Raw genomic sequence first — 25,666 nt, forward strand, 5'->3', positions numbered from 1 at the left:
CAACGCGCGCGACCCGACCGTGCACCGCGCCCCGCACGACGAAGGCCCCCGCATCCGATCGGATGCGGGGGCCTTCGTCGTGGAACGGACGGCTACTTCGCGGCTGCGTCGATCTCGCTGATGACGTTCGTCAGTGTGTCGACCTTCTTGCCGTCGACGACGATCGTCGGCGTGCCGAAGCCCTGCGTGCCCTGCAGGTCCGGGTTGCTCGTCACGAGGCTGGTCGACCGCGTCACCCAGCCCTTGAACTGCTCGCTCGACAGGCACTCCGAGACGTTCGACCCGGTCGCGCCGCCCGCCTTCACGAGCTTCGCGATCTCGGCGTTCGTCAGACCCTTGGTGCCCTCTTCCGGCTGGTTGTCGAAGAACTGCGTCTGGACGTCGAGGAACTTGTCCGGGGCGTAGTTCGCGACGCACATCGCGGCGTTCGCGGCACGGCTGGCGTAGCGCGAGCTCTGGTAGCTGCGGTCGAGGATCGAGACGGGCTGGATCGCCAGCGTCGCGTCGCCGGACTTCACCTTGTCGAGGATCTGGTCGGCGTACGCGGCCTCGAACTGCTTGCAGACCGGGCAGGCCCAGTCGACGTACTCGGTCACCGCGACGGCGCCGTCACTGTTCGACGTCGGGACCGCCGAGGGGGTGCCCTTCGCCGTGACGGCCTTCGTGGTCACCGGGGTGACCTTGCCGTCGCCGCCGGTGAACTGGATGGCGCCGGTCGCCATGTTCTTCGGGCCGGTGGCCGACACGGTGTTCGCGTTGTTCACGTTCACGACGACGATCGCGACGATGGCTGCGATCGCGACGATGCCGAGGCCGATGCCGCCCTGGAGGAACCACTTGTTGCGGCGCTTCCGGCGCTTCTCGGCGGCGGCGCGCTCGCGGGCGAGGTCACGCGCGTGGGCGCGACGCTCGTTCTTGGTGGGACGGGGGTTGTTCGTCATCTCCGACTCCCTGCGGTCTCAGGCGAACCAGAGCGCGAGCTCGCGCGCCGACGACTCGGTGCTGTCCGACCCGTGCACCAGGTTCTGCTGCACCTTGAGGCCCCAGTCGCGACCGAGGTCGCCACGGATGGTGCCCGGCGCGGCCGAGGTCGGGTCGGTGGTGCCGGCGAGCGATCGGAAGCCGGCGATGACGCTGTTGCCGGCGACGCGCACGGCGACGACCGGGCCGGACTGCATGAACTCGACGAGCGGCTCGAAGAACGGCTTGCCCTGGTGCTCCTCGTAGTGGGCGTCGAGCAGGTCACGAGGGGCCGTCAGCATCTTCAGGTCGACGATCTCGTAGCCCTTGGCCTCGATCCGGCGGAGGATCTCACCGGTGAGCTGGCGGGCGACGCCGTCGGGCTTGACGAGGACGAGGGTCTCTTCGAGGTCGGACACGCAGAACTCCTAGTGTTCGGGGTCGAATGGGGGTGGTCAGTCCTCGCCCAGTGCGGCGCGTCGCGCGGCGTTCTGCCGGTCGAGCTGACCGCCCTTGACGAAGCAGAAGACCCACAGCGTCAGGAACACCACGGCGACCGCGAACATGAACGGTTCGATGAACCCGGTGGCGAGGATGGCCGCCTGCAGCAGCCACCCGAACCATACACCGGCGGGCTTGCCCGTCAGCCGCGAGGCCAGCGCCAGCACGACCATCGCGCCGATGCCGCCGCCGAACGCCAGGGCGGGCGGCAGGGTGCCCTTGCCGAACACGACGAGCATCGGGAAGAAGAACATGATCGCCTCGAGCACGAGCGCGATAGACAGCAGGCTCTCCTGCGCCCCGCGCTCGCGTCGCGGCCCGCGCACGCGCGGCGCGCGACCCGGTCCCGTCGGCCTGGAGGCACGGTTCGCGTCCGTCACTTCGTCTCGCCTTCCGTGTGGACCAGGTCCATGACCTTCCCCACCATCACGATGGAGCCCGCGACGAGCACGAGGGCGTCCTCGGCGTCCGCCTCGTCCGCGAGGTCGCGCGCTTCCTGCAGCGCGGCGGCGAGCGAGGGCTCGACGACCACACGGTCCTCGCCGACCTCGTCGACGACGATGCGGGCGAACTCGTCCGCGTCGAGCGCACGCTCCCCCGGCGGCTGGGTCACGACGAAGGTCGCGACGGTGTCCTTGAGCGCGCGCACGAAGCCGCGGGCGTCCTTGTCGCCGAGGATGCCGACGACGCCGACCACGTGCTCGGACGGGAACGCCACCGGCAGTGCGTCGGCGAGGGCGCGGGCGCCGTGCGGGTTGTGCGCCGCGTCGACCACGACGGTGGGACCCGTGGCGATCGGCTGGAGCCGGCCGGGACTGGTCGCCCCCGCGAGGCCCTCGGACAGGACGTCCTCGTCGAGGGCCTGCGACCCGCGGCCGAGGAACGACTCGACGGCGGCGATCGCGACGGCCGCGTTGTCGGCCTGGTGCCGCCCGAACAGCGGCAGGAACAGGTCGTCGTAGCGACCGGCGACGCCCTGCACGGTGATGAGCTGTCCGCCGACGGCCGGCGTCACGTCGACGACCCGGAAGGCGTCGCCCTCGACCGCGAGCGTCGACTCGGTGAGCTCCGCGGCGCGCTGCAGCTCGGCGAGCGCCTCGGGCGTCTGCACGCTCGACACGACGGACGACGACGGCTTGATGATCCCCGACTTGGTGCGGGCGATCTCGGCGACGGTGTTGCCGAGCTGCTTGGCGTGGTCGATGGCGATCGGGGTGAAGACCGACACCTGGCTCTGCACGACGTTGGTGGAGTCCCACTCGCCGCCCATGCCGACCTCGATGACCGCGACGTCGACCGGCGCCTCGGCGAAGCACGCCAGGGCGAGCACGGTGAGGGCCTCGAAGAACGTCAGCGGGAGTTCGCCCTTGTCGGTGAGCTCCTTGTCGGTCATCTCGAGGACGGGGGCGATGTCGTCCCAGTTCTCGACGAAGCGGTCCGGGGCGATGGGGGCGCCGTCGATGACGATGCGCTCCCGGATCGACACGAGGTGCGGGCTGGTCATCAGGCCCGTGCGGAGTCCGTGCGCCCGGACGATGCTCTCGGTGATCCGAGCGGTCGAGGTCTTGCCGTTCGTGCCCGTCAGGTGGATCACCGGGTACGCCAGGTGCGGGTCGCCGAGGAGCTCGACGGCGCGACGGGTGGCGGACAGCCGGTGTTCGGGCGACTGCTCGCCGATCCGGGCGTACAGGGCGGCCTCGACGCGCGTGACCTCGTCGTCGTCCGCACCGAACGGCACGGCCTCGGCGGGATTCGTCTCACCGGCGGGGCCGACGGGGATCTCGATGCCGTCCTCGGACGGGTCTTCGGGGTACTCGCTCATGCGCGTGACACCTCCACGGTCACCTTCGCACCGTCACCGACGTCGGTGGTGGTGGCGTCTGCCCCGAGGGGCACGATCTCGACGCTCGTCGACAGGGTCTCCCCCGCGATGAGCTGCTGGTGGGTGCGGACCGCCGCGTCGGCGACCTCGTCCGCACCGAGGGTGAGGACGATGCGGTCGCTGACGTCGAGGTCGGCGTCACGGCGAGCCTGCTGCACGGCGCGGACGACGTCGCGGGCGAGCCCTTCGGCCTCGAGTTCGGGCGTGGTCACGGTGTCGAGCACCACGAACCCGCCGCCGTCGAGGAAGGCCACCGCCACGGAGTCGTCGGCGACGGTGAGGTCGAGCGTGTACTCGCCCTCGACGAGGTCGATGCCACCGACGGTGACGCCGGTCTCGGTCGCGGTCCAGTCCCCCTTCTTGGCGGCCGGGATGACCTGCTGCACCTGCTTGCCGATCCGGGGTCCGGCGGCCCGGGCGTTCACGGTGAGCTTCCGCTCGATGCCGTAGCGGCCGAGGGAGGACTCCTCCTGCTGCTCGAGCACGACCTGCTTCACGTTGAGCTCGTCACGGAGGATGTCCGCGAAGGGCTCGACCGCGGTCGGGTCGGGCACGACGAGCGTGAGCGTCGCGAGCGGCAGGCGGACGCGCTTGCCGGTCGACTTGCGGAGCGCGAGTCCCTTCGAGGCGACGTCGCGCACGCGGTCCATCGCGGCGACGAGGGCGTCGTCGGCGGGGAACTCGTCCGCCGACGGGAAGTCCTCCAGGTGCACCGACCGCCCGCCGGTGAGTCCCTTCCAGATCTCCTCGGTGACGAGCGGTGCGAGCGGCGCGGCGACGCGGGTGAGCGTCTCGAGCACGGTGTACAGCGTGTCGAACGCGGCCTTCGCCTCGGGCGAGGACTCCGCGCCGAGCCAGAACTTGTCGCGCGACCGACGGACGTACCAGTTCGTCAGCACGTCGGCGAAGTCACGGACGGCCTGGGCCGCGAGCGGGGTGTCGAGCGCGTCGAGGTGCTGCTGCACGTCGGCCACCAGCACGCGGGTCTTCGCGAGGAGGTACCGGTCGAGGACGTCGGTGCTGTCGGTCCGGCGGGTGGCCTGGTACCCCGACTCCCCCGACGCGTTCGCGTACAGGGTGAAGAAGTAGTACGTCGACCACAGCGGCAGGAGGAACTCGCGGACGCCCTGGCGGATGCCTTCTTCGGTGACGACGAGGTTGCCGCCGCGGATCACCGACGACGACATCAGGAACCAGCGCATCGCGTCGGCGCCGTCGCGGTCGAACACCTCGGAGACGTCCGGGTAGTTCCGCAGCGACTTCGACATCTTCTGGCCGTCCGAGCCGAGGACGATGCCGTGGCTGATGACGTTCTGGAAGGCCGGGCGGTCGAACAGCGCGGTGGAGAGCACGTGCATGACGTAGAACCAGCCGCGGGTCTGCCCGATGTACTCGACGATGAAGTCGGCCGGGTTGTGCGACTCGAACCACTCTCGGTTCTCGAACGGGTAGTGCACCTGCGCGTACGGCATCGACCCGGAGTCGAACCAGACGTCGAACACGTCGGTGATCCGGCGCATGGTCGACTTCCCGGTGGGGTCGTCGGGGTTCGGGCGGGTCAGGTCGTCGATGAACGGACGGTGCAGGTCGACCTCGCCGTCGGCGTTCCGGGGCAGGCGCCCGAAGTCGCGCTCGATCTCCTCGAGCGAGCCGTAGACGTCCTGACGCGGGTACGACGGGTCGTCCGACTGCCACACCGGGATGGGCGTGCCGAAGTACCGGTTGCGGGACACCGACCAGTCGATGGCGTTCCCGACCCACTTGCCGAACTGGCCGTCCTTGACGTTGTCGGGCACCCAGTTGATGTCCTGGTTCAGCTCGCCCATGCGGTCGCGGAACTCGGTCACGCGGACGAACCAGCTCGAGACGGCCTTGTAGATGAGGGGCTTCCGGCAGCGCCAGCAGTGCGGGTAGCTGTGCTCGTAGGACGCCTGGCGGAGCAGTCGGCCGGCGTCGCGGACGGCCTTGGTCAGCGGCTTGTTCGCGTCCGACCAGAGCATGCCGGCGACCTCGCCGAACTGCGAGGTGAAGACCCCGCCCTCGTCGAGCGAGAGCACCACGGGGATGCCGGCGGCGGCGCAGACCACCTGGTCGTCGGCGCCGTAGGCCGGGGCCTGGTGCACGATGCCGGTGCCCTCGCCGGTCTCGACGTAGTCGGCGACCAGGATGCGCCAGGCGTGTTCCATGCCCTCGGTGTCGGCGAGGTGGTCGAACAGGCGCTCGTACTCGACGCCGTCGAGCTCGGCACCCGCCAGGGTGCGGACGACCGCGGCAGCGGCGTCCTCCGCGCTCTCGTAGCCGAGGTCCTTCGCGTAGGCGGCCACGGTGTCCGAAGCCAACAAGTAGGAGACGGAACCGGCGGCACCACCGTCAGCAGCGCCTCCAGGCCCGGCCGGCAGCACCACGTACGAGACCGCAGGCCCGACGGCCAACGCGGCGTTCGTGGGCAGGGTCCATGGGGTCGTCGTCCAGGCGAGCGCACGCACGCCGGCCAGGCCGAGCGACTCGGCACGTGCGCCCTGCAGCGGGAACGACACCGTGACGGACTGGTCCTGACGCATCTTGTAGACGTCGTCGTCCATGCGCAGCTCGTGGTTCGACAGCGGCGTCTGGTCGTTCCAGCAGTACGGCAGCACGCGGAAGCCCTCGTAGGCCAGACCCTTGTCCCAGAGCTGCTTCCACGCCCACAGCACGCTCTCCATGAACGTCACGTCGAGGGTCTTGTAGTCGTTCTCGAAGTCGACCCAGCGCGCCTGGCGGGTGACGTACTGCTGCCACTCGTCGGTGTACTGCAGGACGGACTTCTTGGCGGCGGCGTTGAACACGTCGACGCCCATCTCGTCGATCTCGTGCTTCTCGGTGATGCCGAGCTGCCGCATCGCCTCGAGCTCGGCGGGCAGGCCGTGGGTGTCCCAGCCGAAGCGGCGGTGCACCTGCTTGCCGCGCATGGTCTGGTAACGCGGGAAGACGTCCTTCGCGTACCCGGTCAGCAGGTGACCGTAGTGCGGCAGACCGTTGGCGAACGGCGGCCCGTCGTAGAACGTCCACTCGTCGCAGCCCTCGCGCTGGTCGATCGACGCCTGGAACGTGCCGTCACCCTTCCAGAAGGCGAGGATGCCCTGCTCGACGGCGGGGAAGGACGGCGACGGGGTGACTCCGTCGTTGCTGGAGTTGAGCGGGTACGGCACCGGGGGCTCCTGAGGATCGCGGATGTGACTTCCCACGAGGACGGAGCGTGCTCCGCGGTACCACCTCGCTTGCCGCGGGCTGCTGCCCACGACCGCTCGTGTTCGGGGATCGCTCGCGGCCCGGTCCGCCCGGTTCTACTGACGGGCGGACCCGCGTTCTTCCGGAGGCTCCCCGGTGATGGCCGGATCGACGCCTGTTCGAGAAGAGTTTAGCGGACGGGAGCATGCTGGAGCGATGCCCGACTCTCCTGAGCAGGAGGACCGCCCTGAGTCCCTGCTCACCGTCATCATCGCGTTCGGCGCGAACCTGCTCGTCGCGATCGCCAAGACGATCGCCTCCCTGATCACCGGATCGGCGTCGATGGTCGCCGAGGCGGCGCACTCGTGGGCCGACACGGGCAACGAGGTCTTCCTGCTCGTGGCGGAACGGCGGGGTGCCCGGAAGCGCGACACCGCGCACCCCCTCGGGTACGGGCGCGAGACCTACATCTGGTCGATGTTCGCGGCGTTCGGCCTGTTCACCGCCGGCGCCATCGTGTCGATCTACCACGGCATCACGGAGCTCGGGGACACCGGGCCCGCCGAGGACGTCCTGCTGAACTACATCGTGCTCGCGCTGTCGTTCTGCCTCGAGGGCACGAGCTTCCTGCAGGCCTACCGCCAGGCTCACGGAGCGGCGACGAAGCGCAAGGTGCCGGTGCTGCGCCACGTGCTGCAGTCCTCGAACCCGACGCTGCGGGCCGTCTTCGCCGAGGACGCCGCTGCGCTCATCGGCCTCGTCGTCGCGTTCCTCGGGGTGTTCCTGCACCAGGTCACCGGCCTGGCGGTCTTCGACGCGATCGGTTCCATCGCGATCGGCGTGCTGCTCGGGGTCGTGGCGATCATCCTCATCGACCGCAACCGCCGTTTCCTGCTCGGCGAGAGCACGTCCCCGGAGCTCGAGAACGCGGTGCTCGTCGAACTGCTCGGCCGCTCGCAGATCGAACGGGTCACCTACCTGCACCTGGAGTTCGTCGGGCCGTCACGGGTGTACCTCGTCGCCGCGGTCGACCTGACCGGGAACGAGAACGAGGAGCACGTCGCCGTGCGGTTGCGCGACGTCGAGAAGTCACTGGAGGACAGCCAGTACATCGAGGAGGCGGTCCTCACACTGAGCTACCCGGGGGACGCCTCGCTGCGGCCGACGGGCGACGAGGTGCCCGAGGTCGTCCGGGACGGCACCGTCGAGGACGTCGCGGCCGGCGGCGCGGGGACGCTGCGGACGGACTGACGGGCAGCAGGTGACGGTCAGCGGGTGACGGTCAGCGCCCGAGCGTCACCGACTCGCCGTCGACCACGATCTCGGAGCCGTCGGTCGGCACCCACACCTGCAGCTCGTCGACGCGGAAGGACGTCAGCCGTGACCGCTCCGCCCGGAGGAAGTCGGACACCTGCGGCGGTACCGGGAACCGTCCGTCGACCCCCTGCACGACCGCCCCGTACCGCCCGCTGACCGGCACGTCGACACCCCGGTCGGCGAAGTACGGCCTCCAGCCGGGTGCCCCGTACGCGGTGAAGAGGATCCGGCCGCCGTCCATCCCGTGTGCCCGGAGGGCGTGGTCGAGGAGCCCGACACCGGACGGGCGGACCCGGGCGACGGCGACGGTCTGCTGCACCGCGGGCACGACGGCTGCCCCGACGCCGAGCACGACCACGGCGGCGATCACTGCCCTCGCGACCGGTGGGGTCGTCCGCCGAGCACGACGACCGATCCGCACGCTCTGTGCGAGCCGGGTGTACCCGACGGCGGCCAGCGCGATGACGATCGGCATCCAGGCGTCGTAGTAGTGCGCGAGCGCCACCTTCGACGTCCCGAGGAACACCATCAGGGGAACGGCCGCGGCGACCAGGTAGAGGACGAGCCGTCCGGGGCGGACCACCAGGGCTGCGAGGATCCCGACCGCGAGCACCACGGCGAGGAGCGGCGTCACCCCACGTGCCATGTACCAGAACTCGGCCCACCAGGGAGCGAAGCGGTAGGTGTGCCCGGCGATCTCGGCCAGGTGCCCCTGCGCGTCGTGCTCGGACTGGAACTCGAGCATGTACCGGATCGCGTGCACCATCCCGACCGGGTGGTAGCAGGCCACGAAGGTCACGGCGAAGGCCGCCGCCGCGATCACCCCGCCGATCAGGAGCTCCCACCAGCGCCGGAACAGGATCGGCAGGACGACGATCGCGATCACGTACGGCGCTGCGGTGACCTTCGAGGTGACCGCGAGCCCGAGTGCCACCCCGGCGAGCGCTGCCCACGCCCAGCGCCACCGGCTGCTCGAGGTGATCCACACCCAGGCGGCGGCGAGTGCCACCACGACGAAGAACACCATGACCGGCTCGAGGAGCGCGATGCGGTCGATGCGCACCGGTGTGCCCGAGCCGGGGTCGAACTGGTCGGGTCCGGCGCCGCGGGGCGTCAGCCACCAGAGTCCTGCGGCGAGCAGCGCACCCCAGTGGCCGAGCGGACCGCGCAGCCAGCCGAAGAGGACGGCGCCGGTCCCGAAGACCGCCGCGCCGGCGACCAGCCGGGGACCGAGGATGCCCTCGCCGACGACCAACTGAGCGAGGCCGTAGAGGTACTTCGCGGTCGGCGGGTGCTCGAGGTTCAGCGTGACGATGCCGTGGACGTACTGCCAACCGGCCTGCGCGTAGAGGATCTCGTCGACGTTGATCGTCTGCTGACCGATGTGCCAGAAGCAGACGAAGAGCCCGGCCAGGGCGACGACGACGAACACGGGCCAGCGCCCCACACGTACCCACGACTGCACGGCGACGATCCTCCCACAGCGCGGCGGGCGGTCCGGGTGGTGCGGCGGCTCAGTGCGCGTCGAGGCCGGACGCGACCGGCGTGAGCGCGGCACCGACGTACTCGACGAGCGGTCGACGACCGACGCCGTCCGCCACCCACACCCCGAACGCTGCCCCCGCGGCACCGAGCATCGCCCCGGACACGGTCTGCGGCCAGAGCGCCGCCGGGTGGTCCCCCGTCCGCGTGGCCACGAACGCCGCGACGGTCGCGTGCTGCGCCGTCACCCGGGTCGCGACGCTCGCGACGAGTTCGGCACCGATGCCCATCACCTCGGCCTGGGCGATCGCCCACGGAACCCGCTCGGGGTCGTGGGCACGGGCGGCGGCGAGCAGCGCTTCCTCGACGGCGCGGACCGCGGAGGGCTCGGTCGACGCCGCCAGCAGTCCGGGCAGCGACGCGACGGCGGCGTCCAGGTCGAGCCAGAGCACGTCCGACTTCGCCGTGAAGTAGTTGAAGAACGTCGCCCGGCTGACCCCGGCGCGCACGGCGATCTGGTCGACCGTGGTCCGGCCGTAGCCCTGCTCGAGGAACAGCTCCGCGGCGGCGTCGGCGAGCACCTCGGCACTCGAGCGTCGGGGCCGTCCACCGCGGCGCATCGGTTCGTCCATGGGCCCCAGTAAACCGCTAGACTCGTCCAGCCATGATCTTGGACTCAGTACAGAAAACCGCCACGGCGGTCGCCGGCGCCGCAGCGCTCCTCCTCGTCCTCGCCGGGTGCACCGGCGGCAGCGCGACGAGCAGCAGCACGCCGGTGACCGGCGGCACGCTCGTGTACGCCTCGGGCGACGCCGAACCCACCTGCCTCGACCCGCACGTGGGCGGCAACTACCCGCAGGCGCTGCTGTCCAGCCAGTACATCGAGGAGCTCACCGCGCTCGACGACGGCAAGCCCGTCCCCGCGCTGGCGAAGTCGTGGACCACGAGCGACGACGGCAAGACCCTCACCTTCACGCTCCGCGACGACGTGACCTTCACCGACGGCACGCCCTTCGACGCCGCTGCCGTCGTGGCGAACATCGAGCACGTGCAGGACCCGGCGACGGCGTCGAGCACCGGGTACCTCGCGCTGCAGTCGATCACGAAGGCGACCGCCACCGACGACCACACCGTCACGCTGACGCTGAGCCGTCCGGACAGCGCGCTGCTCGAGTCGTTCTCGCAGCCGTGGGTCGGCATGGAGTCGCCGAAGGCCCTGCAGCGCTCGCAGGAGACCAACTGCGAGTCGCCCGTCGGGACCGGCCCGTTCGAGGTCACCGCCTGGAAGCACGGCGACCGCGTGACGCTGCAGAAGAACGCCGACTACTGGGGAGCGACCGCGCCCCGGCTCGACGGCATCACCTGGCGCTTCCTGCCCGACTCGACCTCGCGCTACGCGGCGCTGCAGTCCGGCCAGGTCGACGTCATCGACAACGCCCAGCCCGACCAGCTCAAGGCGGCGTCGGCGAAGGGCTCGATCCGCGACCTCGACGCCCCGCGACCCGGCGCGTCGAACCGGCTGGAGCTGAACTCCGGCCACGGGGTCTTCCGCGACGAGGCCGTCCGCAAGGCGTTCATCGCCGGCGCCGAGATCGACCCGGGCATCGAGTCGCTCTTCCTCGGGACGGCGAAGCGCTCGTACTCGGTGCTCTCCAGCGTCGAGCCGTACGGGTACTCCGACAAGAGCCTGTTCGGGTACTCCCCGAAGAAGGCGAAGCAGCTGCTCGACGACGCCGGCTGGAAGGTCGGCAGCGACGGCATCAGGGAGAAGGACGGCCAGCAGCTCACCGTCACCTTCCCGGTGTCGACGAACCAGTCCGTCCCTGCCGAGCGCAGCCTGTTCCAGCAGATCCAGGCGTCCGAGAAGGCAGTCGGGTTCAAGGTCGTCCTGAAGGAGCTCGACCTGTCCAGCTGGTACGCGGCCCTCGCGGCGAACCAGTACGACGTCGTCAGCGCCCCGTACACGAAGGTCGGCGCGGACGTCCTCCGCATCCTCTACGACAGCGCGAGCATCACGCCCGCCCCGTCGGGGTACTTCGCGAACCTCGCCCAGCTCGACGACCCGGAGCTCGACGACCTGCTGCAGCGTGCCGCGCAGACCTCGGACACGTCCGAGCGCGGCGACCTGTACGAGCGGGCGCAGAAGATCATCCTGTCGAGCGGCACCGTGCTCCCCCTCTACGACCAGCAGAACCACTTCCTGGTGCGCTCCAGCGTGCACGGCGTGCAGACCACCGCGGTGTCGACGCCGTGGTTCGGCACGGCCTGGATCGACCGCTGACACCGGCCTGGAGGCACGGATTGCGTCGCGGACGTCGGAGCACGCCCGCCGGGTGGTCGGCGTGGGCCCTGTGGGGACTCCGCCGCCTGGCCGGCGGCATCGGCGTGCTCTGGGCCGTCGCGACGATCGTGTTCGTCGCGATCCGGCTCATCCCCGGCGACCCGGCCCTCGCGATCCTCGGCGGACCCGGCTCGCAGGCCTCGGCCGAGGCAGTGGCGCAGGTCCGACAGGAGTACGGCCTCGACCGACCGGTGCTCGTGCAGTACGTCGTGTTCCTCGGGCGACTGGCGACCGGGCACCTCGGTGACTCGTACGCGTTCCGCACCCCGGTCGCGACGCTCCTCGGCCAGCAGCTCCCGGTGACGCTGACCCTCGCGGTCCTCGGGCTCGTCGTCGCCTGGGTGCTCGCGATCGTCGCCGCGTGGTGGTCGACCCAGCGCGGCCGGTTCGCCGCCGGTCTGACGAGCGCCCTGAGCGTCACCGCGAGCGTCACGCCGCACTTCTGGCTCGGCAGCGTCCTGATCGTGGTGTTCGCCAGCGCGCTGGGCTGGGTCCCCGCGGTGAGCGACGGCACCGCCCGCGGCTGGGTGCTGCCGGTGGTCACGGTCGCCGTGCCGGTCGCCGGGTACCTCGCCGAGACGGTCCGCGACGGCGTGGTGGACGCACAGCGGTCGGCGTTCGCCCTCGCCGCGCGGAGCCGCGGCGAGACCCGCGCCGGGCTCTTCGGCCGGCACCTCCTCCGGCACGCCGCGCTGCCGGGCATCGCCCTGTCCGCCTGGGCCTTCGGGTCGCTCGTCTCCGGGGCCGTCGTCGTCGAGTCGGTGTTCGCGCTCCCGGGCATCGGCCGCGCCCTCGTGACCGCCGTCACGCAGCGGGACATGCCCCTCGTCGCGGGCATCGCGCTCGTGTCGGCCGCGGCGTACGTCGTGGTGCTGGCCGTCGCCGACCTCGTCGAACGACTGGTGGACCCGCGTGCCGATGCGACCCGACCCGGTGGCCGCACCCGGCGGCGCGCCCCGCGCGTCACCCGCCCCGAGGCGGGCGCTCGGTGAGCGGCATCGCCGAGCCGAGCCTCCAGGCCGGTGCTCAGGGCGACCCGTCCGACGGACGGCCCGAGCGGTTCCGTGGGGGGACGCTCGGACCGGCCGGCACGGTCGCGGCGGTAGTGGTGGCCGTGGCGGTCGTCGCCGCCGTCTGGCCGGCGCTGCTGGGTGGCGGCGACCCGCTCGCCGTGCACCCGTCGGACGCCCTGCTCGCGCCGAGCGGCGCCCACCCGTTCGGCACCGACGAGTCGGGACGGGACGTCCTCGCCCGGGTGGTCGCGGGCACCCGGGCCTCGCTCGTCGTCGGGGTCGTCGCGACGCTCGTCGGCGGCGGGGTCGGCATCGTGCTCGGCGTCGTCGCGGGACTCGGCGGGCGGGTGGTCGACGCCGTCGTGGGACGGATCACCGAGGTGGCCTTCGCCCTGCCGCTGCTGCTCGTCGCACTCGTCGTCATCGCGGTGACCGGCCCTGGTCCCGTTCCGGCGATGCTCGCGGTCGGGTTCGCCACCGCGCCCGGGTACGCCCGCATCGTGCGGGGGCTCGTGCTCCGCGCCCGGTCCTCGCAGGTCGTCGAGACCGCCGTGGTGATGGGCCGCTCCCCCGGCCGCATCGTCCTCCGGCACGTGCTGCCCGCGGCGCTCTGGCCCGTGGTCGCGGTCGGGACCCTCGGCATCGGGCAGGCGATCGTGTGGGCCTCGGCCCTCAGCTACCTCGGCGTCGGCACGCCACCACCGGCCCCGGAGTGGGGCGCGATGCTCGCCGACGGCCGCACCTACCTGCAGACCGCCCCGTGGATGAGCACCTTCCCCGGTCTCGCGATCGTCGTCCTGGCGACCGCGGTGACGGTGCTCGGACGAGCGATCAGACGAACGGGAGCCCTCCGATGACCGTCCTCGACATGCGCGGCCTCACCGTCGCGATCGGCGGCACGACCGTCGTCCACGACGTCGCCCTCCGGGTCGAGGCGGGCGAGTGCGTCGCACTCGTCGGCGCGTCCGGATCGGGCAAGACCGTCACCGCGCGCGCCGCGCTGGGCCTGTCCGCCGCCGGTTCCGCCGTCCGGGTCGACCGGCTCACGGTGGCCGGACTCGACGTCCGTGCGTTCTCCGACCGGCGCTGGCGATCGGTCCGGGGGTCGCGTGTCGGCTACGTCGGCCAGGAGGCACTGGGCGCCCTGGACCCGCTGCGTCCCGTCGGGCGCGAGGTCGCCGACGCGCTGCGGCTGCACACTGAGATGACCGCGGCCGCGCGGGTGGACGCCGTCCGCTCCGCCTTCGAGGCCGTCGGCCTGGACCCGTCGATCGCGACGGACGGTCGCCTCGCCGGGACCCTGTCCGGGGGGATGCGGCAGCGGGCGCTCATCGCCGCCGCGACGGTCGGGTCGCCGGAGCTCGTCGTCGCGGACGAACCCACCACTGCACTCGACGCCGGGGTCGCCGTCACGGTGATGGAACAGCTCCGTGCCGCCCAGGCGCGAGGTGCCGGACTCCTCGTGATCACGCACGACCTCGGGCTCGTCGCGGGCTGGGCCGACCGGGTGGTCGTCATGCACGAGGGACGCGTCGTCGAGGAGGGCCCGGTGGACTCGGTGTTCGCCGCGCCGCAGCACGAGGCGACGCAGGCGTTGGTGCGCGCCGCGGGTGGCGCGGACGTCGCTGGCGCTGGCGCTGGCGCTGGCGCTGGCGCAGTGTGCGAGGTTCCGGGCACGGTGCGGGGCTCCGAGGCTCGCACGTCGCGCGGAACCTCGCACGGTGCGGGCCCGGTGCTCGCCGCCGCCGGGATCTCGCGTGTGTTCGACGGGGTGCGCGCCGTCGACGACGTGTCGTTCGGGCTCGCACGCGGGCGGGTGCTCGGCGTCATCGGCGCGTCCGGGTCCGGCAAGACGACCCTCGCGCGGATCCTGCTCGGGCTCGAGACCCCCGACACCGGAGCCGTCACGCTCGACGGGGCACCGTGGGTCCCGCTCGACGAACGCGACCGACGCCCGCACCGGCACCGGCTCGCTGCGGTCGTGCAGGACCCGGGCGCGACGTTCGACGAGCGGTGGAGCGTCGAGCGGGTCCTCGCGGACGCGTTCTCGGGCGGTGCCGAACGCTCGGCCCGGGGGCCGCTCGGACAGCGGGTCGACGCGGCGCTCGAACAGGTCGGTCTCGACCCCGCACTCCGACGCCGATCCCCGCTGACGCTGTCCGGCGGGCAACGGCAGCGGCTCGCGATCGCCCGCGCGCTCGCGACCTCACCCGAGGTGATCGTGCTCGACGAACCCGTCACGGCACTCGACGCCACGGTGCAGGACGCCGTGCTCACCCTGCTCGAGGGGCTGCGCGACACGACGGGCGTGGCGATGGTGTTCGTGTCGCACGACCTCCGGGCGGTGCGGCGGATGGCCGACGACGTGCTGGTCGTGCACGAGGGGCGCGTCGTGGAGCACGGTCCCGCGGCGTCGGTGTTCGACCGGCCGACGCACGCCGTGACCGCGCGGCTGCTGCACGCGGCCGACCGGCTCGCGACCGGCGTCGCGTAGCGCGGGCGCGGGCCGCGGCCGGCGCCGCCCCGAGTTTCGCGCTGAGCGACAGTTCTCGCGGCGCAGCGCGCGAGAACTGTCGCTCAGCGCGAATGACCGCGCGACCCCGCGCCCCCGCGCCCCCGCGACCGCGCGCCCGCGCGCCCGCGCCGAGTCTCGGGGACGCACGCGCAGCACTGGACGCGACCGGAGGCACGGCGCGACGCCCGTGGCGGACGCGTGCCGTGCCTCCAGGCCGTGGCGCGTCCGTTCCTTCCCGGAACGGGTGCGATGGGAAGCGGAAACGGGCGTACCCGGCCGAGAGGATCGACCGGGTACGCCCGTTTCTGGCACGTGCGCTGCGGGGCGCCGCGCGCTAGGAGCCCGCGGGCTCCTTCTTCTCGTCACCCGATGACGGAGCGTCGCCCGAGATGATCGGGATCTCACTCGTGGCGAACTCCTTCGCCCAGTCGGACTGCGCGAACTCCGACGACTCGTCGTTGTAGTCCGCGATGACCTCGGCGACCTCGTCCTCCGAGCCGACCGTCGGACCGGAACCCATGAGCGGCGTCGCGGCGGTCTCCTTCGTGAAGTACACGGCGACCAGGCCGATCACGGCGGCGAGCATCAGGTAGAACGCCGGGATGTCCTCGGCCCACCCGAAACCGGAGTCCTTCGCCCAGTTGATCAGGGCCGAGGTCGCGAGCGGGGTCGTGCCACCGAAGAGCGACACCGACACGTTGAACGCGATCGCCAGGGCGCCGTACCGGATGATCGTCGGGAAGAGCGCCGGCAGGGTCGAGGGCATCGTCGAGGTGAACGTCACGAGGACGACACCGAGGATGAGCAGGCCCGCGAACACCCCGAAGCCCGTGCCGGTCTGGACGAGCTTGAGCGCCGGCCAGGACAGCAGGATGAATCCGATGCAGCCCGCGGCGAGCACCGGACGACGACCGAACTTGTCGGACAGCCGCCCGCCGAACGTGATGACGACCATCATGAGCAGCATCACGACGACGATCAGGATGAGACCGAACGTGGCGTTCTGTCCGAGGTTCTGCTCGAGGTAGGTCGGCATGTACGACAGCAGCATGTAGTCGGTCACGTTGAAGACCAGGACCAGGCCGATGCAGATGATGAGCGAGCGCCAGTTCTCCGCGAAGAGCTTGAGGAACGGCGTCTTCTGCGACTCGCGCTCGGCGGCCTGCTCCTGCTGCTTCTGGAACGCCGGGGTCTCCTCCAGCTTGAGGCGCAGGTAGAGGCCGATGAGCCCGAGCGGGCCCGCGATGATGAACGGGATGCGCCAGCCCCAGCTGAGCAGGGCGTCCTCGGACAGGCCGAACTGCAGGCCGGTGACGATCGACGCACCGAGCACGTAGCCGGCGAGGGTGCCGAACTCGAGCCACGAACCCATGAACCCGCGGCGCTTGTCGGGCGAGTACTCGGCGATGAACGTCGCGGCGCCGCCGTACTCACCACCGGTCGAGAAGCCCTGCACGAAGCGGGCGACGAGCAGCAGGATGGGCGCCCAGAAGCCGATCGAGTCGTACGACGGGATCAGGCCGATCATGAGCGTGCCCGCGGCCATCAGGATCATCGTCAGGGCGAGGACCTTCTGCCGGCCGATCTTGTCGCCGATCGGGCCGAAGACGGCGCCACCGATCGGTCGGACGATGAACGCCGCGGCGAAGAACCCGAAGGTCGCGACGATGTTCGCGGCCGGGTCGCCCTGCGGCAGGAACACCTGCGAGATCGTGACCGTCAGGTACGCGAAGATGCCGAAGTCGAACCATTCCATGGCGTTGCCGAGCGCAGCGGCGGCGACGGCACGCTTGAGCAGCGACTCCTCGACGACGGTGACGTCGTCCTCGGTGAGCTTGCGGCGCGCGCGCTTCGCCGCTGCCTTCGTGCGCAACGGCCGATCGCCGTGCGGACGGTGTGCTTCGTTCGGTGCCAAGTCGTTCCTCCGGTAGTGCTGTGTCTTGCCTTCGGGCGTCCGGCGGAGAGCAACGGTGCAGTCCTCACGGACGCCGCGCCCGCCGGACAAACTCCGACAGACTATCAGGTGATCGGCGTGTCCGCAGTTCCGGTGTGGTAGGCGCGCTGCACTGCCCGGTCGCTCCACTACGATCGAACCACCGCGCAGCACGCGCGCACACTCAGGCACCTCATCACGGACTCGGTGCCGCACAGAGCGGTCGCAGCACCGCACGGAACGGAAGGCCGCCATGACGAAGCCCATGCCCGAGAAGCCCACGGTGGACGGTCTCGAAGACGTCTGGGGCCCCGTGTGGGAGCAGGACGGCACCTACCGCTTCGACCGCGACGCCGCCTGTGAGCGCAGCAACGTCTACTCGATCGACACCCCGCCGCCGACGGCCTCCGGTTCGCTGCACATCGGGCACGTGTTCTCGTACACGCACACCGACCTCAAGGCCCGGTACGAGCGCATGCGCGGCAAGCACGTCTTCTACCCGATGGGCTGGGACGACAACGGTCTCCCCACCGAGCGCCGCGTGCAGAACTACTACGGCGTCCGTTGCGACCCGCAGCTCCCCTACGACGCGACCTTCGTGCCGCCGTTCGAGGGCGGCGACAACAAGTCGAGCAAGGCCGCCGACCAGATCCCGGTGTCCCGTCGCAACTTCATCGAGCTGTGCGAGCGCCTGACCGTGCAGGACGAGCAGCAGTTCGAGCACCTCTTCCGCACGCTCGGCCTGTCGGTGGACTGGACGCAGTCGTACCGCACGATCGACGACACCTCCCGGGCGAGCGCCCAGCGCGCCTTCCTCCGCAACCTCGAGCGCGGCGAGGCCTACCAGGCCGACGCCCCGACGCTCTGGGACGTGACGTTCCGCACCGCCGTGGCCCAGGCCGAGCTCGAGGACAAGGAGATGCCGGGCGCCTACCACGGCATCGCGTTCCACAAGTCGGACGGCACGGGCGACGTCGTCATCCAGACCACCCGCCCGGAGCTCCTCCCCGCGTGCGTGGCCCTCGTCGCGCACCCGGACGACGAGCGCTTCCAGGACCTCTTCGGCACGACCGTCCGCTCCCCCCTCTTCGACGTCGAGGTCCCGGTGCTCGCACACCACCTCGCGCAGAAGGACAAGGGCGCCGGCATCGCGATGGTCTGCACGTTCGGTGACACCACCGACGTCGTGTGGTGGCGCGAGCTGCAGCTGCCGAACCGCGCGATCATCGGGTTCGACGGCCGCGTCCGCTCCGACGAGCCGGCGTGGATCGAGTCCGACGGGGGCAAGGCCCTCTACGCCGAGATGGCCGGCAAGACCGTGTTCTCGGCGAAGAAGGTCGTCGTGGACGCCCTGACCGAGTCCGGCGACCTGATCGGCGACGTCAAGACGATCAACCACCCGGTGAAGTTCTTCGAGAAGGGCGACAAGCCGCTCGAGATCGTCTCCACCCGCCAGTGGTACATCGTGAACGGTGCCCGCGACGAGCAGCTCAAGGCGACGCTCCGCCAGCGCGGCGAGGAGATCGCCTTCCACCCGGACTTCATGCGCGTCCGCTACGACAACTGGGTCGGCGGCCTGTCCGGCGACTGGCTCATCTCGCGCCAGCGCTTCTTCGGCGTCCCGCTGCCCGTCTGGTACCCGCTCGACGCCGACGGCAACCCGGTGTTCGACCAGCCGATCGTCCCGACCGAGGCCCAGCTGCCCGTCGACCCGGCGTCCGAGCCGGCCCCGGGCTACACGGAGGACCAGCGCGGCGTCGCCGGTGGGTTCCAGGGCGAGCTCGACGTGATGGACACCTGGGCCACCTCGTCGCTCACCCCGCAGCTCGCGGGCAAGTGGGAGACCGACCCGGCGCTCTACGACCTCGTGTACCCGTACGACGTCCGCCCGCAGGCGCAGGACATCATCCGCACGTGGCTCTTCACGACGGTGCTCCGCAGCCAGCTCGAGGCCGACACGGTGCCGTGGAAGCACGCGAGCATCTCGGGCTTCATCGTGGACCCGGACCGCAAGAAGATGTCGAAGTCGAAGGGCAACGTCGTCACGCCGCTGTCGATCCTCGAGCAGCACGGCGCCGACGCGGTCCGCTACTGGGCGGCCTCGTCGAAGCTCGGCACCGACGCGGCGTTCGACCCGCAGAACCCGAAGCAGATCAAGGTCGGCCGTCGTCTGGCGATCAAGGTGCTGAACGCGGCGAAGTTCGTCTACGGCTTCCCGCTGCCCGAGGGCGCCACGAGCGTCACCGAGCCGCTCGACGTCGACATGCTCGCCGAGCTCGGATCGGTCATCGAGCAGGCCACCACGGCGTTCGACGGGTTCGACCACGCCCGCGCCCTCGAGGTCATCGAGCGCTTCTTCTGGACCTTCTGCGACGACTACCTCGAGCTCGTCAAGGAGCGCGCCTACGGCACCGCGACCGAGTCGACGCACGAGACGCAGGCGAGCGCGGTCCTGGCGCTGCGCGCCGCGATCGACGCACTACTCCGTCTGCTGGCACCCTTCATCCCGTTCGCGACGGAGGAAGTGTGGGCCTGGACCCACGAGACCAGCGTGCACCGCGCCTCCTGGCCGACCGTGACCGAGCTGCCCACCCAGGCCGAGCCGACGGGGCTGCTGGCCGCTGTCGGGCAGGCGCTCATCGGGATCCGTGGTGCGAAGACGGCGGCGAAGGCGTCCCAGAAGACGCCCGTGACGCGCGCCGTCGTGGCGGCCCCGGCAGAGACGCGGGCGCTCATCGAGCGCGCGGCGGTCGACCTGGCGGCCGTCGGCCGCATCGAGAACCTGTCGTTCGCGGACGGCGCGGAGCTCGCGGTGACCGAGATCGAGTTGGCCGAGCAGCAGGCGTAGTCGCGGTCGCGACGGGGTCGGCAGACGGACTGGAGGCACGGATGCAGTTGGGCAGACGCTGGAACGTGGGCGCCGAGGCGCCCGGGCAACTCCCCGAGGCGATAATCGTCGCCGTGCGCGAGGTCGAGGCCGAGCTCGCGGACGAGTCCGTCGACACGGCCGGGTGGGGCTGGACCCTGACGTTCCTCGAGGGCAAGCCGATGGTCGCGCTCGACGACGGCACGTCCATCCACCTCGACGACGCCGGCCACGCCCAGGTCACGAACCCGGACGACGCCCCCGAAGAGGACTGAGCCGGGTCCGGTCTCGTCCACTGAACAGAAGACGTCGAGTGCATCCGATGCACTCGACGTCTTCTGCTCAGTCGAACGAACTCCGCGCTACTTCGCGAGCCAGCCCAGGAGCACTTCGTTCACCTCGGCGGTGTGCGTGGTGAGCAGGCCGTGCGGGGCGCCCTCGATCTCGACGTACTCCGCAGCCGGCAGCGCCTTGGTGAAGCGGCGACCGGTGGCGTCGATCGGCAGGATGTTGTCCGCCGTGCCGTGCACGATCAGCGCCGGGACGGTGACCTTCGGGATGTCCTGACGGAAGTCGGTCGGCCAGGTCAGGGGTGCTGCGGCAGAGGCGATCGCACCGGAGCCGGCGGCGACGTTCCAGGCGTTCCGGACGGCTTCCTCGGAGATGCGGGAGCCGAGGTTCTCCGACAGGTTGAAGAAGTCCTGGTAGAAGTTCGTGAAGTACGCGTACCGGTCCTTCTTCACGTCAGCCGCGATGCCCTCGAAGAACGACATCGGGCCGGCGCCGTCGGGGTTGTCGTCGGTGATCGCGAGGAACGGCTCGAGCGAGGCCAGGAACGCGACCTTCGCGATCCGGTCCTCACCGTGGCGGCCGATGTAGCGGGCGATCTCGCCGGTGCCCATCGAGAAGCCGACCAGGATCACGTCGCGCAGGTCGAGGGTCTCGAGGACGGCGTGCAGGTCGTCTGCGAAGGTGTCGTAGTCGTAGCCGGTGCTCGGCTGCGAGGACTGCCCGAAGCCGCGGCGGTCGTACGTGATCACGCGGTAGCCGGCCTCGAGGAGCGGCGGGACCTGCCCCTCCCACGAGTTGCCGTCGAGCGGGAATCCGTGGATCAGGACGATCGGCTGACCGGTGCCCTTGTCCTCGTAGTGGAGTTCGATGTCGACGCTGTTCTCGGTCCCGACGGTGATGGCACCCATGGTGGATCCTTCCCTGAGATTCGCGGAGAACGATCGTTCTCCGCTGATGTCGCCTACACTAGAGAACGTTCGTTCCCCGCGCAAGTCGGGAACGGTGAACGCGCAGCGAACGGGGTACGTCATGGCAAGCAGCACGCTCTCGACCGTCGACCCGGACACCCGGGCACACATCGTCGACGTCGCCGACCAGCTGTTCTACGCGCGCGGGATCCAGTCCGTCGGGATGGACGCGATCCGTACCGGTGCCGGGGTGTCCCTCAAGAAGCTGTACGCGGCGTTCCCGGGCAAGGAGCAACTCATCGCCGCCGTGCTCGCCGGCCGCCACGACGTCTGGGAGCGCGGGGTGCACGGCGCGGTCGACGCCGCCTCGACGCCGCGCGACAAGCTGCTGGCGATGTACGACTTCCTCGAGTCGTGGTTCGGCGACGACACGTTCCGCGGCTGCGGGTTCATCAACGCGTTCGGCGAGCTCGGGGCCACCTCGCCCGCAGTCGCCGAGATCGCCCGCGACCACAAGGACTCCTTCCAGCGGTTCGTGCAGGACCTCACCGCCGACGCCGTGTCCGACCCGGCCCGCGCCGAAGAACTCGCCGCACAGCTCGCGCTCCTGGCCGAGGGCGCGCAGACCACCGCGGCCATCGCCGGCACCACGGCCCCCGCAGTGCATGCCCGCCGCGCCGCCGAGACCCTGATCGACGCCGCCACGCGCTGAGGGCCTCTCCCGTGCCGTTCCGCGCGTAGGAGGCCGTTCCGCGCGTAGGAGGCTTTTCCGCTCGTAGGAAGCCGTTCCTTCCTGCTCCCGACGCGCGATTTCGCTTTCCAGGTCGGCCGCGATGGGAAGGAAGACGCAACCCCAGAGCGGACTGGAGGCGCGTGGCGGCGCCGCCACGGGCCTCCAGTCCGCCCCGCGGTCGCGCAGCGTCCGTAGGGTGGTGAGATGGCAACCCCGTTCGACGAACCGAGCACTCTCCCCTACGCCCTCCCGCCGTTCCGCGACGTGCGGCTCGAGCACTACCGCCCAGCCTTCGACGCAGGCCTCGCCGAGCAGCGCAACGAGGTCGAGGCGATCGCCGCCTCGCCCGAGGACCCGACCTTCGAGAACACCCTCGTGGCACTCGAGCGCACCGGGCAGCGACTCGCCCGCGTCAGCCACGTGTTCTTCACCCTGTCGTCGGCGGACTCGACGCCGGAGCTGCACGACCTCGAGGCCGAGGTCTCCCCACTCCTCGCCGCCCACCGCGACGCGATCACCCTCGACAGTCGGCTGTACGCCCGTGTGCGTGCCGTGCACGACGGGCTCGGCGACCGGTCCGACCTCACCGCCGAGGACCGCCGCCTGGTCGAGCGGACGCTCACCGAGATGACGCTCGCCGGCGCCGGGCTCGACGACGCCGGGAAGGAGCGCCTGACCGCGATCAACCAGGAGCTCTCGACGCTCACCACCACGTTCGAGCGGAACCTGCTCGAGGACACGAACGACCTCGCGGTGCACGTGACCGACGAGACCGAGCTGGAGGGCCTCGACGACGGCGCGAAGTCCGCCGCCGCCGGGGCCGCCGCCGACCGCGGCCTCGAGGGGTGGCTCATCACGCTGCCCCTCTACACCGGGCACCCGTGGCTGTCGTCGCTGGCGAACCGCGGCCTGCGCGAGCGGGTCATGCGCGCCTCGCAGTCCCGCGGCCGCCGCGGCAACGAGCACGACAACCGCGAGGTCCTGCTCCGCATCGTGCGGCTCCGCGCCGAGCGTGCCGAGCTCCTCGGCTTCCCGAACCACGCGGCCGTGGTCACCGCCGATGAGACCGCGAAGACGCCCGAGGCCGTCGAGGGACTCCTCTCGTCCCTCGTGCCGGCAGCGGCGGCGAACGCGGACGACGAACGAGCCGTCCGCTCCCGCACCGTCGGCTTCGACGTCGAGGCCTGGGACTGGGCGTACGCCACCGAGATCCTGCGCGGCGAGCAGTTCGCCGCCGACAGCTCGGCGCTCCGCCCGTACTTCGAGGCTGACCGGGTCCTGCACGACGGCGTCTTCCACGCCGCCGGCGAGCTCTACGGCCTGACCTTCACGGAGCGCCCGGACCTGCACGGCTACAACGACGAGGTCCGCGTATTCGAGGTGCACGGGGCTTCCGGCGAGGAGGTCGGTCTCTACCTGCTCGACCTGTACACGCGGGACGGCAAGCGCGGCGGCGCGTGGATGAACCCCGTCGTCGAGCAGTCCGCGCTGCTCGGCACGCTGCCCGTCGTGGTGAACAACCTCAACGTCGCGAAGCCCGCCGCCGGGTCCCCGACGCTCCTCATCCAGGACGAGGTCGAGACGCTCTTCCACGAGTTCGGGCACGCGCTGCACGGCCTCATCGCCCGGACGACGTACCCGCGCTTCTCGGGCACGAACGTCGAGCGCGACTTCGTCGAGTTCCCGAGCCAGGTGAACGAGATGTGGGTGTCGTGGCCGTCCGTACTGGCGAACTACGCGAAGCACCACGAGACCGGCGCGCCCCTGCCCCCGGAGCTCGTCCTCGGGCTGAGCGACTCGGCCGGGTTCAACGAGGGCTTCGCCACCACCGAGTACCTCGCCGCCGCGCTGCTCGACCAGGCGTGGCACCGGCTGTCGGCTGCTTCGGCTGCGGAGGTCACGGACGTCGAGGCGTTCGAGCGTCAGGCGCTGCAGGACGCCGGCATCGCCGTCGAGGCCGTCCCGCCGCGCTACTCGTCGACGTACTTCGCGCACACGTTCTCCGGCGGGTACGACGCCGGGTACTACGGGTACATCTGGTCCGAGGTGCTCGACGCCGACACGGTGGAGTGGTTCCGCGAGCACGGTGGACTCTCTCGCGAGGCCGGTGCGCGCTTCGCGGAGAAGCTGCTCGGCGTCGGCGGGGCGAAGGACCCGCTCGAGGCCTACCGCGACTTCCGTGGGCGAGACGCCGAGGTGGGGCCGCTGCTGCGCCGCCGCGGGCTGGAGTAGGCGCGCGGGGGCGCCGGCTCGGGACGAACCAGGCGTCGAACCGCGGGCCGCGCCGACTGCCCCGACGACGAAGGGCCCGCACCGACAGACGGTGCGGGCCCTTCGCGGGGGTGGCCTAGGCCGACTTCTCGACCCGCTTCGCCCGCGGACGCGGCACGATCGTCGGCGCCGCGTTCTCGAGCACCGACTCCCGCGTGATCACCACCCGTGCGACGTCGTCGTCCGAGGGGACGTCGAACATGACCGGGCCGAGGACCTCTTCGAGGATGGCACGGAGCCCACGGGCACCGGTCTGCCGGAGCACGGCCAGGTCGGCGATGGCCTCGAGCGCACCGCGGTCGAACTCCAGCTCGACGCCGTCGATCTGGAACATCCGCTGGTACTGCTTGACGAGCGCGTTCTTCGGCTCGGTGAGGATCTGCATGAGCGCGGACTGGTCGAGCTGCGACACCGTGGTCACGACGGGGAGGCGCCCGATGAACTCCGGGATGAGCCCGAACTTGTGCAGGTCCTCCGGCAGGACCTCGGAGTAGAGGTCCTGGTGGTCGGTGGCGCTGTGCAGCGGTGCACCGAAGCCGATCCCCCGCTTGCCGACGCGCGAGGACACGATGTCCTCGAGCCCGGCGAACGCCCCCGCCACGATGAACAGCACGTTCGTCGTGTCGATCTGGATGAACTCCTGGTGCGGGTGCTTCCGACCGCCCTGCGGCGGGACGGAGGCGACCGTGCCCTCGAGGATCTTGAGCAGCGCCTGCTGCACGCCCTCGCCCGAGACGTCGCGCGTGATCGAGGGGTTCTCGGCCTTGCGCGCGATCTTGTCGACCTCGTCGATGTAGATGATGCCGGTCTCGGCGCGCTTCACGTCGTAGTCGGCCGCCTGGATGAGCTTGAGGAGGATGTTCTCGACGTCCTCGCCCACGTAGCCGGCCTCGGTCAGGGCGGTGGCGTCCGCGACGGCGAACGGCACGTTGAGGCGCTTCGCGAGCGTCTGCGCGAGGTACGTCTTGCCGCAGCCCGTCGGGCCGATCAGCAGGATGTTCGACTTCGCGATCTCGACGTCGTCGCGGTCCTCGGCAGCGGTGATCTGGCCCTGGGCCCGGATGCGCTTGTAGTGGTTGTAGACGGCGACGGCCAGGGAGCGCTTCGCCGGGTCCTGCCCGATGACGTACTCCTGCAGGAAGTCGAAGATCTCACGCGGCTTCGGGAGCTCGAACTCGCCGCCGGCAGTGTCCTCGCCGGCCTCGGCCAGTCGCTCCTCGATGATCTCGTTGCACAACTCGACGCACTCGTCGCAGATGTACACGCCGGGACCGGCGATGAGCTGCTGGACCTGCTTCTGGCTCTTGCCGCAGAAGGAGCACTTGAGCAGGTCAGCGCTCTCTCCGATGCGTGCCATGTCGGTGCCCTCCCTGGTTGACCGCTGCGATCGCCGGATGCTGCCCAACGACCCATCCGACTGTGCACGAGCCTAATCGCAACCGATGA

The 25,666-nt window shown here is 70.9% G+C and carries 19 protein-coding genes; 9 read left to right on the forward strand and 10 right to left on the reverse strand.

What is annotated here, in order from left to right; translation table 11 throughout:
- Positions 1–92 precede the first annotated feature (92 nt).
- The 5 genes from FS532_RS12590 to ileS are packed head-to-tail and all read right to left on the reverse strand — an operon-like array spanning position 93 to position 6,531.
- Positions 93–941 carry a DsbA family protein gene (locus tag FS532_RS12590; RefSeq protein ID WP_144754783.1) on the reverse strand — a complete coding sequence of 283 codons (849 nt, stop codon included), beginning with the start codon at positions 939–941 and terminating at the stop codon, positions 93–95.
- 18 nt (positions 942–959) lie between these two features.
- Positions 960–1,379, reverse strand: coding sequence for a nucleoside-diphosphate kinase (gene ndk, locus FS532_RS12595; RefSeq protein ID WP_144754786.1), 420 nt, complete (start codon positions 1,377–1,379; stop codon positions 960–962).
- 36 nt (positions 1,380–1,415) lie between these two features.
- A complete protein-coding gene (locus FS532_RS12600; protein ID WP_144754789.1) occupies positions 1,416–1,841 on the reverse strand; it encodes a DUF4233 domain-containing protein in 426 nt (141 codons plus the stop codon).
- Positions 1,838–3,283 (reverse strand): bifunctional folylpolyglutamate synthase/dihydrofolate synthase, encoded by a 1,446-nt coding sequence (locus FS532_RS12605; protein WP_260852671.1) that lies wholly within the window; start codon positions 3,281–3,283, stop codon positions 1,838–1,840. The genes FS532_RS12600 and FS532_RS12605 overlap by 4 nt, the downstream gene beginning before the upstream one ends.
- Positions 3,280–6,531 carry an isoleucine--tRNA ligase gene (gene ileS / locus FS532_RS12610; RefSeq protein ID WP_144754792.1) on the reverse strand — a complete coding sequence of 1,084 codons (3,252 nt, stop codon included), beginning with the start codon at positions 6,529–6,531 and terminating at the stop codon, positions 3,280–3,282. The genes FS532_RS12605 and ileS overlap by 4 nt, the downstream gene beginning before the upstream one ends.
- A gap of 235 nt (positions 6,532–6,766) precedes the next feature.
- Here ileS and FS532_RS12615 point away from each other — a divergent pair, with 235 nt between their 5' ends.
- Complete coding sequence (locus tag FS532_RS12615; protein ID WP_144754795.1) at positions 6,767–7,801, forward strand: cation diffusion facilitator family transporter; 1,035 nt, start codon at positions 6,767–6,769, stop codon at positions 7,799–7,801.
- Positions 7,802–7,832: 31 nt separating this feature from the next.
- Here the strand turns inward: FS532_RS12615 and FS532_RS12620 are convergent, their stop codons facing one another.
- Together FS532_RS12620 and FS532_RS12625 are read right to left on the reverse strand one after the other, a co-directional pair.
- Entirely contained in the window at positions 7,833–9,332 is a 1,500-nt protein-coding gene (locus tag FS532_RS12620) for an ArnT family glycosyltransferase (RefSeq protein ID WP_144754798.1), read from the reverse strand.
- A 49-nt stretch (positions 9,333–9,381) separates the two neighbouring features.
- The gene (locus tag FS532_RS12625) at positions 9,382–9,981 is read right to left on the reverse strand and encodes a TetR/AcrR family transcriptional regulator (RefSeq protein ID WP_144754801.1); all 600 of its coding nucleotides are present in this window, start codon (positions 9,979–9,981) and stop codon (positions 9,382–9,384) included.
- Positions 9,982–10,013: 32 nt separating this feature from the next.
- Here FS532_RS12625 and FS532_RS12630 point away from each other — a divergent pair, with 32 nt between their 5' ends.
- The 4 genes from FS532_RS12630 to FS532_RS12645 are packed head-to-tail and all read left to right on the forward strand — an operon-like array spanning position 10,014 to position 15,197.
- Entirely contained in the window at positions 10,014–11,630 is a 1,617-nt protein-coding gene (locus tag FS532_RS12630; protein WP_144754804.1) for an ABC transporter substrate-binding protein, read from the forward strand.
- Between the two features lie 20 nt (positions 11,631–11,650).
- Complete coding sequence (locus FS532_RS12635) at positions 11,651–12,682, forward strand: ABC transporter permease (protein WP_260852672.1); 1,032 nt, start codon at positions 11,651–11,653, stop codon at positions 12,680–12,682.
- Positions 12,679–13,560: an ABC transporter permease gene (locus FS532_RS12640; protein WP_144754807.1), complete on the forward strand. Its 882-nt coding sequence runs from the start codon at positions 12,679–12,681 to the stop codon at positions 13,558–13,560. The genes FS532_RS12635 and FS532_RS12640 overlap by 4 nt, the downstream gene beginning before the upstream one ends.
- Positions 13,557–15,197: an ATP-binding cassette domain-containing protein gene (locus tag FS532_RS12645; protein WP_144754810.1), complete on the forward strand. Its 1,641-nt coding sequence runs from the start codon at positions 13,557–13,559 to the stop codon at positions 15,195–15,197. Before FS532_RS12640 ends, FS532_RS12645 begins: the two co-directional genes overlap by 4 nt.
- 355 nt (positions 15,198–15,552) lie before the next feature.
- Here FS532_RS12645 and proP read toward each other — a convergent pair whose 3' ends face one another.
- The gene (gene proP / locus FS532_RS12650; protein ID WP_260852673.1) at positions 15,553–17,133 is read right to left on the reverse strand and encodes a glycine betaine/L-proline transporter ProP; all 1,581 of its coding nucleotides are present in this window, start codon (positions 17,131–17,133) and stop codon (positions 15,553–15,555) included.
- 271 nt (positions 17,134–17,404) lie between these two features.
- Here proP and valS point away from each other — a divergent pair, with 271 nt between their 5' ends.
- Together valS and FS532_RS12660 are read left to right on the forward strand one after the other, a co-directional pair.
- Complete coding sequence (valS, locus tag FS532_RS12655) at positions 17,405–19,999, forward strand: valine--tRNA ligase (protein ID WP_260852674.1); 2,595 nt, start codon at positions 17,405–17,407, stop codon at positions 19,997–19,999.
- A gap of 41 nt (positions 20,000–20,040) precedes the next feature.
- Positions 20,041–20,292, forward strand: coding sequence for a hypothetical protein (locus tag FS532_RS12660; RefSeq protein WP_144754813.1), 252 nt, complete (start codon positions 20,041–20,043; stop codon positions 20,290–20,292).
- A gap of 87 nt (positions 20,293–20,379) precedes the next feature.
- On the opposite strand, the gene FS532_RS12665 is transcribed toward FS532_RS12660, so the two are convergent.
- Positions 20,380–21,216, reverse strand: coding sequence for an alpha/beta fold hydrolase (locus FS532_RS12665; protein WP_144754816.1), 837 nt, complete (start codon positions 21,214–21,216; stop codon positions 20,380–20,382).
- Between the two features lie 121 nt (positions 21,217–21,337).
- Between FS532_RS12665 and FS532_RS12670 the strand changes: the two genes are divergently transcribed.
- Positions 21,338–21,928, forward strand: a complete 591-nt coding sequence (locus FS532_RS12670; protein WP_144754819.1) for a TetR/AcrR family transcriptional regulator — start codon at positions 21,338–21,340, stop codon at positions 21,926–21,928.
- A 225-nt stretch (positions 21,929–22,153) separates the two neighbouring features.
- Entirely contained in the window at positions 22,154–24,181 is a 2,028-nt protein-coding gene (locus tag FS532_RS12675; protein WP_144754822.1) for a M3 family metallopeptidase, read from the forward strand.
- Positions 24,182–24,296: 115 nt separating this feature from the next.
- Here the strand turns inward: FS532_RS12675 and clpX are convergent, their stop codons facing one another.
- Positions 24,297–25,577, reverse strand: coding sequence for an ATP-dependent Clp protease ATP-binding subunit ClpX (gene clpX, locus FS532_RS12680; protein WP_144754825.1), 1,281 nt, complete (start codon positions 25,575–25,577; stop codon positions 24,297–24,299).
- Positions 25,578–25,666 lie beyond the last annotated feature (89 nt).

Source organism: Curtobacterium pusillum (assembly GCF_007673235.1).
Taxonomy (GTDB): Bacteria; Actinomycetota; Actinomycetes; order Actinomycetales; family Microbacteriaceae; genus Curtobacterium; species Curtobacterium pusillum_C.

Excerpts from the sequence above, each read along its gene's own strand:
- FS532_RS12630 (WP_144754804.1), top strand. The coding sequence starts at position 10,014 with ATGATCTTGGACTCAGTACAGAAAACCGCCACGGCGGTCGCCGGCGCC.
- FS532_RS12660 (WP_144754813.1), top strand. The coding sequence starts at position 20,041 with ATGCAGTTGGGCAGACGCTGGAACGTGGGCGCCGAGGCGCCCGGGCAA.
- clpX (WP_144754825.1), bottom strand. The coding sequence starts at position 25,577 with ATGGCACGCATCGGAGAGAGCGCTGACCTGCTCAAGTGCTCCTTCTGC.
- FS532_RS12675 (WP_144754822.1), top strand. The coding sequence starts at position 22,154 with ATGGCAACCCCGTTCGACGAACCGAGCACTCTCCCCTACGCCCTCCCG.
- FS532_RS12645 (WP_144754810.1), top strand. The coding sequence starts at position 13,557 with ATGACCGTCCTCGACATGCGCGGCCTCACCGTCGCGATCGGCGGCACG.
- FS532_RS12625 (WP_144754801.1), bottom strand. The coding sequence starts at position 9,981 with ATGGACGAACCGATGCGCCGCGGTGGACGGCCCCGACGCTCGAGTGCC.
- FS532_RS12665 (WP_144754816.1), bottom strand. The coding sequence starts at position 21,216 with ATGGGTGCCATCACCGTCGGGACCGAGAACAGCGTCGACATCGAACTC.
- FS532_RS12615 (WP_144754795.1), top strand. The coding sequence starts at position 6,767 with ATGCCCGACTCTCCTGAGCAGGAGGACCGCCCTGAGTCCCTGCTCACC.
- valS (WP_260852674.1), top strand. The coding sequence starts at position 17,405 with ATGACGAAGCCCATGCCCGAGAAGCCCACGGTGGACGGTCTCGAAGAC.
- FS532_RS12670 (WP_144754819.1), top strand. The coding sequence starts at position 21,338 with ATGGCAAGCAGCACGCTCTCGACCGTCGACCCGGACACCCGGGCACAC.
- FS532_RS12605 (WP_260852671.1), bottom strand. The coding sequence starts at position 3,283 with ATGAGCGAGTACCCCGAAGACCCGTCCGAGGACGGCATCGAGATCCCC.
- FS532_RS12590 (WP_144754783.1), bottom strand. The coding sequence starts at position 941 with ATGACGAACAACCCCCGTCCCACCAAGAACGAGCGTCGCGCCCACGCG.